The organism is Vibrio sp. D173a, assembly GCF_030248475.1.
Window position 1 is genome coordinate 22403 of the sequence record NZ_JAHGAH010000045.1, and the last position, 13397, is coordinate 35799.

The 13397-nt window shown below is 44.8% G+C and carries 15 protein-coding genes and 1 pseudogene; 8 read left to right on the forward strand and 8 right to left on the reverse strand.

Annotated elements, in window-relative coordinates; translation table 11 throughout:
* Window positions 1-4 precede the first annotated feature (4 nt).
* On the forward strand, window positions 5-415 hold the full coding sequence (locus KIV40_RS05730; RefSeq protein WP_011999483.1) for a hypothetical protein: 411 nt from the start codon (window positions 5-7) through the stop codon (window positions 413-415).
* Window positions 416-421: 6 nt separating this feature from the next.
* Here KIV40_RS05730 and KIV40_RS05735 read toward each other — a convergent pair whose 3' ends face one another.
* A complete protein-coding gene (locus KIV40_RS05735) occupies window positions 422-1336 on the reverse strand; it encodes a chemotaxis protein (RefSeq protein WP_005441118.1) in 915 nt (304 codons plus the stop codon).
* Window positions 1337-1589: 253 nt separating this feature from the next.
* On the opposite strand from KIV40_RS05735, the gene ppiC reads away from it, so the two are divergent.
* On the forward strand, window positions 1590-1883 hold the full coding sequence (gene ppiC, locus KIV40_RS05740) for a peptidylprolyl isomerase PpiC (protein ID WP_223976268.1): 294 nt from the start codon (window positions 1590-1592) through the stop codon (window positions 1881-1883).
* 487 nt (window positions 1884-2370) lie between these two features.
* Window positions 2371-3720 (forward strand): alpha-amylase family protein, encoded by a 1350-nt coding sequence (locus KIV40_RS05745; RefSeq protein WP_285348202.1) that lies wholly within the window; start codon window positions 2371-2373, stop codon window positions 3718-3720.
* A 67-nt stretch (window positions 3721-3787) separates the two neighbouring features.
* On the opposite strand, the gene KIV40_RS05750 is transcribed toward KIV40_RS05745, so the two are convergent.
* On the reverse strand, window positions 3788-4777 hold the full coding sequence (locus tag KIV40_RS05750; RefSeq protein ID WP_011999487.1) for a zinc-binding dehydrogenase: 990 nt from the start codon (window positions 4775-4777) through the stop codon (window positions 3788-3790).
* A 74-nt stretch (window positions 4778-4851) separates the two neighbouring features.
* On the reverse strand, window positions 4852-5355 hold the full coding sequence (locus KIV40_RS05755) for a lactoylglutathione lyase family protein (RefSeq protein ID WP_011999488.1): 504 nt from the start codon (window positions 5353-5355) through the stop codon (window positions 4852-4854).
* Window positions 5356-5590: 235 nt separating this feature from the next.
* Here KIV40_RS05755 and KIV40_RS05760 point away from each other — a divergent pair, with 235 nt between their 5' ends.
* Both KIV40_RS05760 and KIV40_RS05765 read left to right on the forward strand, forming a co-directional pair.
* Window positions 5591-6370, forward strand: a complete 780-nt coding sequence (locus KIV40_RS05760; protein WP_285348203.1) for an SDR family oxidoreductase — start codon at window positions 5591-5593, stop codon at window positions 6368-6370.
* Between the two features lie 9 nt (window positions 6371-6379).
* Window positions 6380-7378 (forward strand): AraC family transcriptional regulator, encoded by a 999-nt coding sequence (locus KIV40_RS05765; protein WP_285348204.1) that lies wholly within the window; start codon window positions 6380-6382, stop codon window positions 7376-7378.
* 103 nt (window positions 7379-7481) lie between these two features.
* Here the strand turns inward: KIV40_RS05765 and KIV40_RS05770 are convergent, their stop codons facing one another.
* Window positions 7482-8597, reverse strand: a complete 1116-nt coding sequence (locus KIV40_RS05770) for a linear amide C-N hydrolase (RefSeq protein ID WP_285348205.1) — start codon at window positions 8595-8597, stop codon at window positions 7482-7484.
* An 85-nt stretch (window positions 8598-8682) separates the two neighbouring features.
* Between KIV40_RS05770 and KIV40_RS05775 the strand changes: the two genes are divergently transcribed.
* Window positions 8683-9576: a LysR family transcriptional regulator gene (locus tag KIV40_RS05775; RefSeq protein ID WP_285348206.1), complete on the forward strand. Its 894-nt coding sequence runs from the start codon at window positions 8683-8685 to the stop codon at window positions 9574-9576.
* Between the two features lie 34 nt (window positions 9577-9610).
* On the opposite strand, the gene KIV40_RS05780 is transcribed toward KIV40_RS05775, so the two are convergent.
* From KIV40_RS05780 to KIV40_RS05790, 3 genes are all read right to left on the reverse strand, one after another.
* A complete protein-coding gene (locus KIV40_RS05780; protein WP_285348207.1) occupies window positions 9611-10054 on the reverse strand; it encodes a GNAT family N-acetyltransferase in 444 nt (147 codons plus the stop codon).
* A 175-nt stretch (window positions 10055-10229) separates the two neighbouring features.
* Window positions 10230-10790, reverse strand: coding sequence for an RNA polymerase sigma factor SigZ (gene sigZ, locus KIV40_RS05785; protein WP_005442530.1), 561 nt, complete (start codon window positions 10788-10790; stop codon window positions 10230-10232).
* A complete protein-coding gene (locus KIV40_RS05790; protein WP_005433559.1) occupies window positions 10777-11070 on the reverse strand; it encodes a helix-turn-helix transcriptional regulator in 294 nt (97 codons plus the stop codon). Before KIV40_RS05790 ends, sigZ begins: the two co-directional genes overlap by 14 nt.
* A 249-nt stretch (window positions 11071-11319) precedes the next feature.
* On the opposite strand from KIV40_RS05790, the gene KIV40_RS05795 reads away from it, so the two are divergent.
* Window positions 11320-12456, forward strand: coding sequence for a permease (locus tag KIV40_RS05795; protein WP_011999497.1), 1137 nt, complete (start codon window positions 11320-11322; stop codon window positions 12454-12456).
* An 83-nt stretch (window positions 12457-12539) separates the two neighbouring features.
* Here KIV40_RS05795 and KIV40_RS05800 read toward each other — a convergent pair whose 3' ends face one another.
* On the reverse strand, window positions 12540-12911 hold the full coding sequence (locus KIV40_RS05800) for a nuclear transport factor 2 family protein (protein ID WP_011999498.1): 372 nt from the start codon (window positions 12909-12911) through the stop codon (window positions 12540-12542).
* A 116-nt stretch (window positions 12912-13027) separates the two neighbouring features.
* Between KIV40_RS05800 and KIV40_RS05805 the strand changes: the two are divergent.
* Window positions 13028-13366: pseudogene (locus KIV40_RS05805) on the forward strand (LysR family transcriptional regulator); the annotation flags it as partial.
* Window positions 13367-13397: the final 31 nt, after the last annotated feature.

Consider the following 13397-nt stretch of genomic DNA (forward strand, 5'->3'; position numbering starts at 1 on the left):
AACGATGGGTTTAGTTGTTGGGGGGCCTTTATTGGTCTGGCTGTTTTGCGCGGTATTGTCTATCAGAGCGGGGTTTGTGTTGTTTGCAGGGCAGCATTTTTCGAGTGTTCTAATTGCTATAGTGTTAGCGGTGGGTGCGACAGCTTCTATTATTTTCTACAGCTGGTATTCGATTGCTAAAAGGGAGGAGGTTTACTTTTTCTCCCTTGCAATGGAATTGGTGTGTCGCCCCGCATTGATTACGCTAGCGGTTATCGCGATAGGACTGTATTTCTTCGGCGGAGGGCTATTGCTCAATAGTCACATCAAAATGTTCGTCTTTGTTGCACTGTTTTCATGTTCGGTAGCGAGCATCACGAGTTTGTTCACTGCCGAAAAAGTTATTGATGTATACCAGATCAAGCAAACTTATTAGATATGATTAAGAAGCCATCGCTTTTGCTTCCAGCTCCTTTGCACCGCGCAGCATCGCTTCAATCAATTCCCCAGCGTTGAATTTCTCTAATGCCTCGTGAGCGCCAACTTGGTGAGCTCGGTCAACACAAATCTCGCTTGATAGAGACGTGTGAAGAATGCGGTAAGAGTTATTCAGCGCAGAATCATTTTGAACTTCAAACGCAAGTTCATAACCATCCAGCCCTGGCATTTCAATGTCACTCACTAAAAGGTCAATTGGGCGGTTCGCTTCTGCATCTCGCTTCATCAAGTCGAGTGCGTCTGAGCCGTTTTTACAGATTTGATATGGGATGTTGATGCGATCTAGCGCATCGCTCAATTGCTTCCGAGCGATAGATGAGTCGTCCACCAAAAGGATATTCAAGGCTTTCAAACGCTCACGCTCGATGTCTGTAAGCATTGGAATCTTGGTATTCTCGTATTGCGGGTAGATCTTCGATAGTAGAAGTTCCACATCTAGCATTTGGACGATCTTCTCTTCATAGCGAGTAATACCCGTTACAAAGATATTATGACCCGCACTTGATGGCGGTGTTTCGATAGATTTCCAATCACATTCAATGATTTTCTCGATACTTCGCACCATAAATGCCACCACGGTACGTAGACAATCGGTCACGATCAAATAGCAATTCTTGTATTCTTCCTCTTGAATAGGACGGAACCCAATTGCTGCCGCCATATCAATGACTGGCACCGTCAAATCACGAATCGTCACAGTGCCAATTACATGATGGTGCGAATAGGGAATTTTGGTGGTCGGCATATAAGGAACAATTTCACGGACTTTAAGTGTGCCAATTGCGAAGTTCTGTTGCAGGGTGAGCTTAAACACCAACATGCCTTGAGATTGGTTCGCTTTACTCGCGACTTTTGCCATGAAAATAACCTTATCAATATCACTGATTTATGTAACTAATCTAATCTTATAAGGCGACCGCTTCAACCGTAGAGCGTGGAAAAGTGAGCTTTTTAGGAAATAGCGCAAATTAAAGTTGAAATTGAATCGGTGAGCGGCCAAGTTTTCATCAAATTGTTAGATAGAACTGAATATCAATGGATGAAGATAAGGGCGGCATTAGAGAAATTATTGCGATATTGAAGCGATTCGGTAAACTTGCGCCACCCGAACAGTGAGAGACAGACACATGGCAAATACAGCAGCCGCTTTACACATTCTTGTAAAGCATAAAGAACAAGCTGAAGACATCATCCAGCAGCTTAAAAAAGGTGCTAAATTCCAGACATTGGCAAAGAAATACTCGACTTGTCCATCTGGTAAACGTGGTGGCGACCTAGGTGAGTTTCGCCGCGGTCAAATGGTGCCACAGTTCGACAAAGTTTGTTTTTCTGGTGAGGTTCTTACTCCACACCTAGTCAAAACCAAATTCGGTTGGCATGTTGTTAAGGTGTTATACCGCACTTAAAAAATAGCGCGTTTATCGCGCTATTTTTGTATCTAGCGTTCTTTATTCGTGCTCATCTCGTCATCATTTCGACTCTTCCTCTCTTTTCCTATCAATTTATAAACCGCACCAACTGTGACGTGAGCAGCAGTTTCGCTTTCTTAAATATTTGTTACATATCGAATTATTGCCCCAAATTCACATTCTTACTGAGAAAAGGCGTAATAGTGAGAGTAGGCGCGATCAGAATGGTTTATCTGCAAAATGCTTATAAAACAGGTGTTTAAATCGGTATCCTTGCGATCTTTGTTTTGGCTTGGGCGTTCGAATACTTTTAAACGGACGTTTAAACCTTAACTGGGGATGAGCTACGCCTTGTTTTTCCACCTAGCAGAAACGCGAAAGGGGTGAGGGAGGTTCGCTAATAGTTCTTATAATTTGGGCTATTGGATTCGCTCACGAAGAATACGAGTAACAATGGGTGAGCGAACGCGACGAGGAGAGAAACATGAGTGGCTTACAGGAAACACAATCAACAGGTGCAAATGTTATCTTGCACGCTTTTGATTGGAAGTATGCTGACATTGCCCAACGCGCAGCGGAGATCAGCGAGCTAGGTTATGGCTCGGTATTGGTTTCTCCGCCGATGAAAAGCGCACAAGATGAACGCTGGTGGCAGCGTTACCAACCTCAAGATTATCGTGTTATCGACAATGCGCTCGGTAATACCACAGATTTTAAAAACATGGTTGAAGCACTCGACCGTGTAGGTGTATTGGTTTACGCCGATGTCGTCTTTAATCACATGGCGAACGAAGCCCATCTACGCTCGGATTTACAATATCCGCGCCAAGCCGTGATGGACGATTACCAACAAAATGCAAGCAAGTATCAAGATCTGATTCTATTCGGTGACTTGTCAGAACCGCTGTTTGATGAGAATGACTTCGTTGAAGCTTTTGGCATCAAAGATTGGAAAGACAAGTGGGAAGTTCAAAATGGTCGAATCTCAGGCGGTCCAACCGATCCTGGGTTGCCGACTTTACGTGTATGCAAGCATGTTGTTGAGCAGCAACGTACTTACCTGAAAGCGCTTAAGGCTCTGGGCGTGAAAGGTTTCCGTATTGATGCCGCAAAGCACATGACGTTAGAACATCTAAAATTGGTTTGGACCGAAGACATCACTCAAGACGTCCATATCTTTGGTGAAATCATCACAGATGGTGGCGCGACAGAAGAAGAATATGAGCTGTTCCTAGAACCGTATTTGAAAGAAACACGTTTAGGTGCATACGATTTTCCGTTGTTCTCTACCATCTTTAAGGCGTTCTCTAAGAAGGGCAGTTTTAAGTCTTTGATCGACCCGTACTGTTTTGGTCAGGCTTTATCTAACCGTCGAGCTATTACTTTCGCGATTACTCATGATATTCCAAACAATGATGTGTTCTTGGATTTAGTCATGGATGAAGAGAACGAATGGCTAGCGTATGCCTACATTCTGGGACGCGATGGCGGTGTTCCGCTTATTTACACGGATTTGGACACCAGTGGTATCAAGGGCGTGGACGGTAAACCAAGATGGCAGAATGCGTGGAAGGACGCACGTATGGCAAAGATGGTGGCATTCCATAATCTTGTTCATGGCGAGCCAATGACGGTACTAGAAGGTAACGACGACATGTTGGTACTTCAGCGCGGCGAGAAGGGCATCTTGGTACTCAACAAATCTGCGCGAGCGCAATCACTGCAGCTGACAGTGAACAAGGCTCTGGTTGATATGATGACCGGAGAAGAAGTGCCTAGCGGTGAAGAGATTAAAGTGGCGGCGAAATCAGCAATGCTGCTTGTAGAAAAGTAATACCCCTTAGAAGCGCAAACAGCTTTGGAGTTTGCGCTTCTTTTTTCCTTATTTTGTCGCTTGGGATTTAGTCGACGAGTTTAGCGACGATCTTTCCGACCGTTCGTTGCTGACGAATAGACACTAGAGCTTGAGCGACGTCTTTTAATGCGACGACTTCCAATTTAGGCACCATGACTTCACCACGTTCTAGCATGTGGGAGAATTCCACCCCAGCGTTAACGATAGAAGCAAAACCTTTTTCACCGTGAACATGACCAGAGCCTAAGCTCAGTTGGTGGAAGGTGAGCCCTTGCAAAAAGGCTCCTGGGTATTCGGTTGCACGCGTTGTTCTTACTAGCTCTACCATTTCACCTTCAAAACCAAGCACAGAAGCACACAGAATGTCGTTGTCGCCGCCAACGCAGTCCAATGATACCTCTACGCCAAAGCCTTCAGTGATAGCCATGATCTGCTCACGTACATCCTCTTGTTTGTAGTCAATGACGTGTGTTGCACCCAACGAACGCACAAACTCGTGGTTTGCCCCAGAGCTTGTAGTGATGATGGTTTCTACACCGAAGAAGCGAGCGAGTTGAATGGCAAAACTACCCACGCCACCAGAACCACCAGCAATAAAAATGCTCTTACGCGTAGAAATGTTCAGTTTATCAACAAGCGCTCGATAGGCCGTCCAGCCCGCGCAAGGTGAAGCGGCTGCGACTTCAGGAGCGACATCAGGGTGGGCAATCAACGTACGTGAGTCTTGAATTGCGTATTCGGCGAAACCACCGCTCATTCGACGCATGTTGCCATGATAGAGAACGCGATCACCTACCTGCCAACCCGATACCTTGTCACCGATGGCAACGATTTCCCCCGAAACATCGAGGCCACCAACGAAAGTATCGTCCATGCCATCGACCATCTCGTGCCAAAGATTCACTTTCGCATCGACAGGGTTGAGCCCAACGGCATGAACTTTTACTAACACATCTAACCCACTCGCAAGCGCTGGAGTGTCGATGTCGGTATAGGTGAAGGTATCTTGATCTTTTTGGTAAGTGATCGCTTTCATTCTTTTCCCCAAAGGGCACTTGCCCGAAAAATAAAAATCCAACGGCGTAATCACCGTTGGATAGCGTTTATGATTTATTGGTATGCGCCTGCTGAGTAAGTTAACTCGTAGCTGTGGCTGTAGATTTCTAGGATGTTGCCGAACGGATCTTCCATGTAGATCATGCGATAAGGTTTTTCGCCTGGGTAGTAGTAACGTGGTTCTTTCATGCGTTTCTTACCACCTGCCGCAACGATCTTTTCAGCCAGACCTTCGACATCTGGATCTTGGACGCAGAAATGGAAAATCCCGGTTTTCCAGTATTCAAAGTTATCTTCTGGATTTTCTTGGTTCTTGAATTGGAACAGTTCGACACCAATTCGATCCCCTGTTGATAGGTGAGCGATACGAAACCGCTCCCAGCCTGCGCCAAAGACATCAGTACACATTTCACCGATCGCACTGTCGTCTTCGACGATTTCAGTTGGCTCCATAATCAGATACCAACCCAGAACTTTGGTATAGAATTTTACGGCTGCTTCTAAATCGGGTACGGAAATACCAATGTGAGAAAACGTTCTTGGATATGGGATAGACATAACCTTTGCCTCTTCTGTGTGTTCATCCTGTTCAAAGCATATTAGCTAGTTCAATCTTTATCCAAAAATTATCATTTGTTCTCATTGTAATAAATTTATGTAATCAACGGTCTTTAATCAGGCTGGCACGATCGGCAAGTAAGATGTCACCTTTTGCCAGTGTGTGGCGCGATTGGATTGCATAAACTTTACCCATACCAACAACGACGTTAGCTCATACTAAGAGGACAAGCACATGACAAATAAAGCATTAATTACAGGCGCATCAGGTGGTATCGGTGAAGAATTAGCGCGTATTCACGCCGAGAAGGGTGGGGACTTAGTGCTTGTTGCTCGCTCTAAAGACAAGCTAGAGGCACTGGCATCAGAGCTTCGCGAAAAACACAAGGTTCAGGTTGCTGTGATTGCAGAGGATTTGACTCAGGCTGACTCTGCTGCACGTGTGTTTGAGCAAACCGAAGCGCAAGGCTTGCAAATTGATGTGCTGATTAACAATGCAGGCTTTGGTGGACACGGAAAATTCCATGAACGCGAATTGGTGGCAGACCAAGCCATGATGCAACTTAATATGGTGACGTTGACCAATCTGACGCACCTGTTCCTGCAAGGCATGGTGGCGCGCAATCGTGGTAAGATTTTAAATGTGTCATCAACGGCGTCGTTTATGCCGGGTCCACTGCAAGCGGTGTACTACGCGACCAAGGCTTATGTGACATCATTTACCCAAGCGATAGCGGAAGAGCTTAGAGACACCAATGTAACGGCGACAGCGTTGTGTCCGGGTGCAGTAGCGACAGGTTTTGTTGCTGCCGGGGATTTGCAAGGTGTGGAAGTGTTTAAAAATGCCAAGTCTCCTCGTTCGGTTGCAGAGTGTGGTTACAATGCGATGGAACAGGGTAAGTTGGTGGCCTTCAACGAAGGTGGTTTGAAGTTCATGCTTGAATGGATTGTGCCTTTCCTACCAAGAAAATTGGTGCTAAAAATATCGCGTCAAACCATGGAAAAAAGTGCTTAGGAATCAAATATGATCAAGCGAGCGAGTCAATTCACTGTGCCTCAGAGTTGGAAAGTGCTGCTTAACGATATGGATATTGATCCGCAACTGGTGCTGGCATACGCCAAGTTACCTGCCGACCTGTTCAATCGAGAAAAGGCAACGCTTAGCCCAAATGAGTACTTTCAGCTTTGGGTTGGAGTTGAGCAAGCGTCCGGAGAGCGCGAGATGCCGTTGCTCCTTGCTGAACATATGTCGGTTGAGGGGTTTGATGCCCCAATTTTTGCCGCTATTTGCAGTCCGAACTTGAACACCGCACTCAAACGGATTCAGCAATATAAGCCGTTGATTGGACCTATGGTAATGACGTTAGACGTTTCCGATAAAGAAACAAAACTCAGCATCAGTTGCTATGGCCAACGACAAGCTCTACCCAAATCTTTGGCTTTGACAGAAGTGGTGTTCTTTACCCAGTTAGCACGTTTAGCGACGAGAAAGCGGATTCAACCGCTACAAGTTACTTTACCTGAGCTTCCCAACAACCTTGAGAAATACCTAGCTTACTTTGGTTGCCCGTTGGTCAAAGGTGATGGCGTAGAGGTGCGTTTTAAAGCGGAAGATACAGTGCATCCGTTCATGACTTTAAATGCGCAAATGTGGGGCTTTTTCGAACAAGGGTTGAACCAGAAACTCAAAGATCTTGACGCCAGCGCCTCAACAGTTGAACGTGTTCGAGCAGTCTTGAGCGAGTCATTACCCGCGGGGAACAGTGCTATTGAAATGGTGGCAGAGAAACTGGCAATGAGTAAACGTACATTGCAACGTAAGCTCACGGCAGAAGCTGAAAGTTATCAATCCGTGCTGCAAATGGTACGGGCGGAGCTTGCCGATCACTATTTAGAGAAGTCTCAAATGTCACTGGGTGAAATCTCCTTCCTACTGGGATTTCAAGAAGCGAACTCATTTATTCGAGCTTACAGCGCTTGGAAGGGAATATCTCCCGGGCATTATCGAGACCAGTGTCATTAAGCACAAAACGAATAGAAAGGAAAAGCGCCGAACATGTCGGCGCTTTTTTGAATGGTGCTTTTGTCCACACACCTTTCAAGTTCTGTTTTTTACGTAATCTGAGTTATTTCACTAAGTGTTGACCCATTACGCCATCGCCTTTTTCTAAGCGAGATGAAATGTCACCAAACAGATCCGGTAAATCGGCTTTGATGGTGTAGTTATGGCCGTCATTCAACTTATTAAAGTCCACTGAGTACTGCGTGTAACTGTCGTCATACTGGTAACGCACGTTCATTACTTTTTGGTCTAGGTTGTACACCAAACCATAGATGGTTGCGTAGCCACGCATTTCGCCATTCACTGGGCGGTTTGCCGCATCCAATGGGATTTTATAGGTCACACTATCCAGTTTCGCAATGCCGTTGGTGTAGCTGCTAGGCTCTTTAAGTTGGTCCTTCATGTAGCTGTTCCAGATAAAGCGTTGAGCAGAATTAATGTTACCTGGGATCGGGAACTCACCATTCACATCACTCTTCGCTTTTGGTTGCGCTTCTTGCCAGTTTTTCAAGTGTTGCGCGTACTCTGGGCTGTTAGTCATCACGTCATATTGTTTGCCATGATGAACTTGCCATGCGCCGTCGATGTATTCCAACACAGCAGAGTCACCACTTGCGTCTTCTAATGAATAATGTCCCTTCATTTCGATGCCATTGTGGCTGAACTGTTGGATTTGGATTGAAGCTAGATTCTTCAATGCTTCATCAACGGATGCAAAGCTATCAATCAAATAGGCGACAAAACGCGAGTTTTCAATTTGTTGTTTGCCAGCTTGTGGTGCCCCTGGGTTTTCTTCATCCAAGAACAGGGCATTCGCCGCAAAGCCTTTCTCGTTAAAGCCATCAATAATGCCCACGCCGTAAATACTTACACCGATAGAAGCGTATTTCGATGTCCACGTAAGCGCATCATCTTTATCGTAGCCGCGGTAGGTTTGGCCTGCGTGACGAACATCAATGGTTGGCTGATTGGCTTCCATCCAATCCATGGTACGAGAGACAAATACACCGTGGTCTTGAGTCTCCCAAACCAAACGTGAACACGCATTTGCTGCGGTAGAGATGCTGCCAACTGCCATTACAACAGATGCTGCTAGAAGAACTTTTTTGCTAAAACCTTTCATTGAATTGCCCTCGTAACGTTTCAATACGAGGTCATTATTACGTGTAATTCTCACCATGTAATCTCAGTTATGTTGCAAACTTTGCAACAAAAGGATATCGGTTGAGCTAAGATAAACGGGTTTATTGTTAGAGGAGCTTCCAATGCCCAGAGCCAGTTTTGACCAACTTACTGCATTTGTCGCTGTCGCGGAGCATGGATCATTTAGCCAAGCCGCAAGGGTAATTGGGAAAGACAGAGCGACGCTACACCACCAAGTCAGCGATCTAGAAATTGATTGGGATGTGATCTTGTTTGAACGCAAAGGAAGGACACCAGTCTTGACGGAGGTCGGAGCTACGTTACTGACCCAAGCCAAACACATTCTTTATCAAATGCAGTCTTTAGAGCTTTCTTGTGATAGCTACTCTCAAGGGGATGTTCCGGAGATAACGATTTGCCACGACATGTCGGTACCGTGTGATGCCATAGCGGACATCGATCTGTCTTTGCGCAAGCAATACAAGAGTACAGCGATTCATTGGTTACATCGTAGCCGAGATGAAGCGTTAGATATGCTTATGGCGAAACAAGCGGATTTCGCGGTGGTACTTAACAGCGGCAAAGCGTTCCCAACCGAAGGGATGTCGTTTATTAACTTGGGTTATCCGAAGTTTACTTTCTATGCGCATCTGAAAAGTCCGATAGCGCAGAAACCTGTGGTGACTCTGCAGGATCTCGCGTCACATCATCAATACATTGCAGAGAATTTCAGTACCAGTACACTTGGTAATCAACAGGTGATGTCACCAAATATCTCCCGAATCAGCAACATTGATGTGTTGATGCGACTATTGAAAAATGATGGCTTTGCCTTGCTTCCTCATCATTTAGTGCAAGCTCATGATGAAAAGAGCGAATTTGTCCCGTTAAACATAGACTTTATGGCGAACGAAGGTCGTGCAGGTTATGTATTATTAAAGCGAGGCAATACGTTAAGCCCTGTACATCAAAAGCTGGTGACGTTGGTGACCGAATGGTTTGATAAACAGGTGTAAAAGCCAAAACTTCCCGCTTTGGATTTGCACTGGATTAAGAAAGCTCTAATCGTAGTGATATGTCACCATCATCGAGGATACCATCCTCTTGAAATCCGAACGCACGATAAAGCTTACCTGCCTGCTGATTGGAGGGTTTATGCATCGTGAATAAGGTTTTCCCTCCGAGTTGTTTCACTTCTTCAACGAGCAAGCTAAGTACTTGCTTTCCATACCCTTTGTTCTGGTGATCTTTGTCGATCATAAAGCGGAACAGCCAGTAAATGGAGTAATCAAGCGGCTCGTCTTCATGGCAAAACGCAAGTAAACCTATCACCGTCTCTTTCTCATAAATCACTTTCAATCGGTAATCGGTTTCAAAGCGTGATTGAGCAATCGTAATCGCGTTGGAGGCAAGGTTTTCTTCTTGTTCTGGGTGAAGATTGAGACGAATACAATCTAGATAGTTTTCTTTGGTGAGTTCTCTTAGTGAGATCATAAATATAAGTTTCCTTCTTCCTTGAAGCAGAAGAAGTAAAGCTTATTATTCAGCAAGATAGCAAATGAGAGAGCTGACGAAGAGATAAAGCTGTGATTGAGTTCATGGATAGGCGACTCAATGACGAGCCGCCAAGCTATCGGTATTCATTGTGAGGTGGGCATTCAGCGAGGGATCAACATTTATCGCAAGAAGCACCGTTTTGGTTGCAATCTGTCATACGACCTTGTTTGTCGAACGAGAAACTGCAACATTCTTCAAATAGCTTTTTCAATTCGACACGTCCTCTCTGTACGCGCGATTTGAGGGTTGAGTAGCTGATGCCTTGCTCTTCTGCCAACTTCTTCTGGCTCATGCCTTCAAGCTCTATAGAAGAGAGCAGTTGCGATTGCTCATCTGGTAATGCTTGCACAAACGGCGCAATGCACTTTGACAGTTCTTGTTTCAGGTTTGATTCTTGTTCTTCAAACCAAAGATCGTCAGCAACCAGGTCATTGTCACGCTGATTTCGAGCACGTTTACGGTAGAAATCGATGATGGCGTTATTAGCGATTTGGAAGAGCCAAGATTTGACGCTAGATACATCACGAATATCCGCAAGGTTTTGATAAGTTTTAAGTAAAATCTCTTGCTTTAAGTCGTCTACATCATCTTCATTGCTGACTTTAGAGCGCAAGAACGCATGAATAGCGTGTTCGTATTCGCTCCAAATTGATTCGAGGTTAGCAGTTTTCATTGATGCAACACTCGTCACGCAAGAAACCAATAACCGTATCTAAGCATTCATACTCGGCAACACAATATAAAGTACGACCTTCACGACGCTGACTGATTAAGCCGGCTGAGGCTAGGCTCGAAATGTGATGAGAAAGGGTAGAGGCTGGAATACCAAGTTTATCTTGTACGCCACCAACCGCGATTCCTTCATAGCCTGCTTTGACCACCTCTTTATAGATACATAAACGGGTAGGGTGTCCTAGCTCTTTGAGCGCTTTTGCTACAGCTTCGAGTTCCATATTGACCTCTTGGAATGACAGACGATAAATACATTTCGATGATAGTGAAAGTGTGGGTGAATAGCAAACAAGAAATTCCATAGTTAATTGATTGATTATTAAGACTTTAAATTATATTTCGATATTTATCGAAATATAATGGTTGACGCATCGATTTTTAATTCTATAATTCGAGAAAAATAGAAATGAAGAGTTCAGCTTCATTAGGAAATTTACAGTTACTGATGTGACATCAGTAGGAGAATCAATATGAATCCAGAAATCATGACCATGGCTAAGGAAGCGCTTGATATGTTTGCGTTTCTAGCAACCGAACTTATCATCCTATTCCTAGCGATTAGCTACATCGTTGGTGTGTTGCAAGATTTTCTAACGCCAGAAAAAATCCAATCTATCCTGAGCTCGAAAAAGGGTAAAGGTTACTTTATCGCTGCGCTACTAGGTTCGATTACGCCTTTCTGTTCATGTTCGACCATTCCTTTCTTGAAAGGTTTATTGCGTGCAAGAGCAGGTTTTGGACCTATGATGGTGTTCCTATTTGCTAGTCCACTGCTTAACCCTGTAATCATTGGTTTGTTTGTAGTGACCTTTGGTTGGAAGGTAGCGGTATTCTACTTTGCTATCGCGATGACAGTGTCTGTGGTTGCGGGCTATGTTCTTGAAAAGCTAGGCTTCGAACGTTACGTAAAACCAGAAGCGTACGAAGCAGCAGGCACCTCTTCATGTGGTACATCTTGCGGTGATTCAAGCAAGAAAAAAGAACAGGCGAAACCTGCATCAAGCTGTGGTACCAGCGCTTGTGGCGAACCTGCACCTGTTGCAGCAAAAACATCATGCTGTAGTGAGCCAGCGCCTGTGGTAGCGAAAACATCTTGTTGTGGTGATAGCGCACCAAAAGCAGAACCTAAAGTAGAAGTGTCTTGCTGCTCATCAGACGGTAGTGCAACAGCGACCATCGTGGAAGAAAAAGAGCCTAGCCGCTGGGTACGTATTTGGCACTCAACTTGGAAAGACTTTAAACAAGTGTTCCCTTACCTAATGATGGGTATTGCGATTGGTTCATTCATCTACGGCTTCATCCCAACGGATCTTATTGCGGAGTACGCAGGTGAAGCGAAGTGGTACGCGATTCCAGTAGCAGCAATTATTGGTATTCCATTGTACATCCGTGCAGAGGCAGTTATTCCACTAAGTGCGGCGCTAGTACAAAAAGGTATGGCACTGGGTTCTGTAATGGCACTTATCATTGGTAGCGCAGGCGCAAGTCTTACAGAAGTGATTTTATTGAAATCAATCTTTAAGAACCAAATGATTGCAGCCTTCCTATTTGTCATCCTAAGCATGGCAATGGGTGCCGGTTACCTGTACACCTTTATCTTTGCTTAATCGAAGTAAAACTGAATAAGTAAGCTCGCTTAAAAAAATCCCCAAGTCTGACTTGGGGATTTTTTATTGCTATCGCTTAATGCTTATCGCTCGCCAAGCACTTCAAATTCATCGTAAGTAAGACGAGACTGGCCATCTTCTTGAACTTCCCACAGTTCTTTGTGTACCAGGCCGAACGCTTTGTTCATCGTCCAATCTGACGTAAGAATGTAGCCATTTTCGCTGTCTTTTTCCCACTTAGTGTTGGTGTAATCGACACTGTTAAAACCTTGGTCCATGATGTGTTGCCAAAAACCTTGGATCGCTTCGCGTCCTTCAAATGTGCCAAATGGTTTCGCTACCATGATGCAATCTTCAGTGTACTGCGCTGCACAACCTGCTGCATCTTGATTGTTAAAAGCTGTTTTCCAAGCTGCGCTAGCGGTTTTACCACGTTCTAAAGCTGATTGAGTCATTCTGAATTTCCTGTGATTGGTGTTTGTTTATGTGGCAATCATAGGGTTAGAATTAAAACTGAAAAACAAACAAATAAGAAATAAGTGTTCTGTTAAATAGAACGATAAGGAAGGCGATGAATAAGCTGCGGTTAATGTCTCTGTTCGTTCATATTGTGGAGTGTGGCTCAATCTCGAAAGCAGCAGAGAAGTTGGAACTCTCCAAGTCGGTGCTCAGCTCTGCTCTTAAGCAGCTCGAGCAAGAGCTAGATACGTGTTTACTCAAGCGTACGACGAGGAGACAAACGTTGACCTCTGCGGGCGAACGCTTTTATAAACAATGTGCGCAGATGACAAAACAGGCGGAAGAGGCGTGGTTAGAAGCGGCAGAGTTAAAGCAAGTCCCAATGGGAACTCTTACCGTTACCGCGCCAAATGCGTTGATGCGTTCTATAGTATTGCCTGCTTTAACGGCTGTCTCTTGATCACAAGTCTAGTGATCAAGAG

What these genes read in the sequence shown, in the direction of transcription:
- KIV40_RS05730 (WP_011999483.1), top strand. Translation starts at nt 5, where the DNA reads ATGGGTTTAGTTGTTGGGGGGCCTTTATTGGTCTGGCTGTTTTGCGCG.
- KIV40_RS05735 (WP_005441118.1), bottom strand. Translation starts at nt 1,336, where the DNA reads ATGGCAAAAGTCGCGAGTAAAGCGAACCAATCTCAAGGCATGTTGGTG.
- KIV40_RS05745 (WP_285348202.1), top strand. Translation starts at nt 2,371, where the DNA reads ATGAGTGGCTTACAGGAAACACAATCAACAGGTGCAAATGTTATCTTG.
- KIV40_RS05750 (WP_011999487.1), bottom strand. Translation starts at nt 4,777, where the DNA reads ATGAAAGCGATCACTTACCAAAAAGATCAAGATACCTTCACCTATACC.
- KIV40_RS05755 (WP_011999488.1), bottom strand. Translation starts at nt 5,355, where the DNA reads ATGTCTATCCCATATCCAAGAACGTTTTCTCACATTGGTATTTCCGTA.
- KIV40_RS05760 (WP_285348203.1), top strand. Translation starts at nt 5,591, where the DNA reads ATGACAAATAAAGCATTAATTACAGGCGCATCAGGTGGTATCGGTGAA.
- KIV40_RS05765 (WP_285348204.1), top strand. Translation starts at nt 6,380, where the DNA reads ATGATCAAGCGAGCGAGTCAATTCACTGTGCCTCAGAGTTGGAAAGTG.
- KIV40_RS05770 (WP_285348205.1), bottom strand. Translation starts at nt 8,597, where the DNA reads ATGGTGAGAATTACACGTAATAATGACCTCGTATTGAAACGTTACGAG.
- KIV40_RS05775 (WP_285348206.1), top strand. Translation starts at nt 8,683, where the DNA reads ATGCCCAGAGCCAGTTTTGACCAACTTACTGCATTTGTCGCTGTCGCG.
- KIV40_RS05780 (WP_285348207.1), bottom strand. Translation starts at nt 10,054, where the DNA reads ATGATCTCACTAAGAGAACTCACCAAAGAAAACTATCTAGATTGTATT.
- sigZ (WP_005442530.1), bottom strand. Translation starts at nt 10,790, where the DNA reads ATGAAAACTGCTAACCTCGAATCAATTTGGAGCGAATACGAACACGCT.
- KIV40_RS05790 (WP_005433559.1), bottom strand. Translation starts at nt 11,070, where the DNA reads ATGGAACTCGAAGCTGTAGCAAAAGCGCTCAAAGAGCTAGGACACCCT.
- KIV40_RS05795 (WP_011999497.1), top strand. Translation starts at nt 11,320, where the DNA reads ATGAATCCAGAAATCATGACCATGGCTAAGGAAGCGCTTGATATGTTT.
- KIV40_RS05800 (WP_011999498.1), bottom strand. Translation starts at nt 12,911, where the DNA reads ATGACTCAATCAGCTTTAGAACGTGGTAAAACCGCTAGCGCAGCTTGG.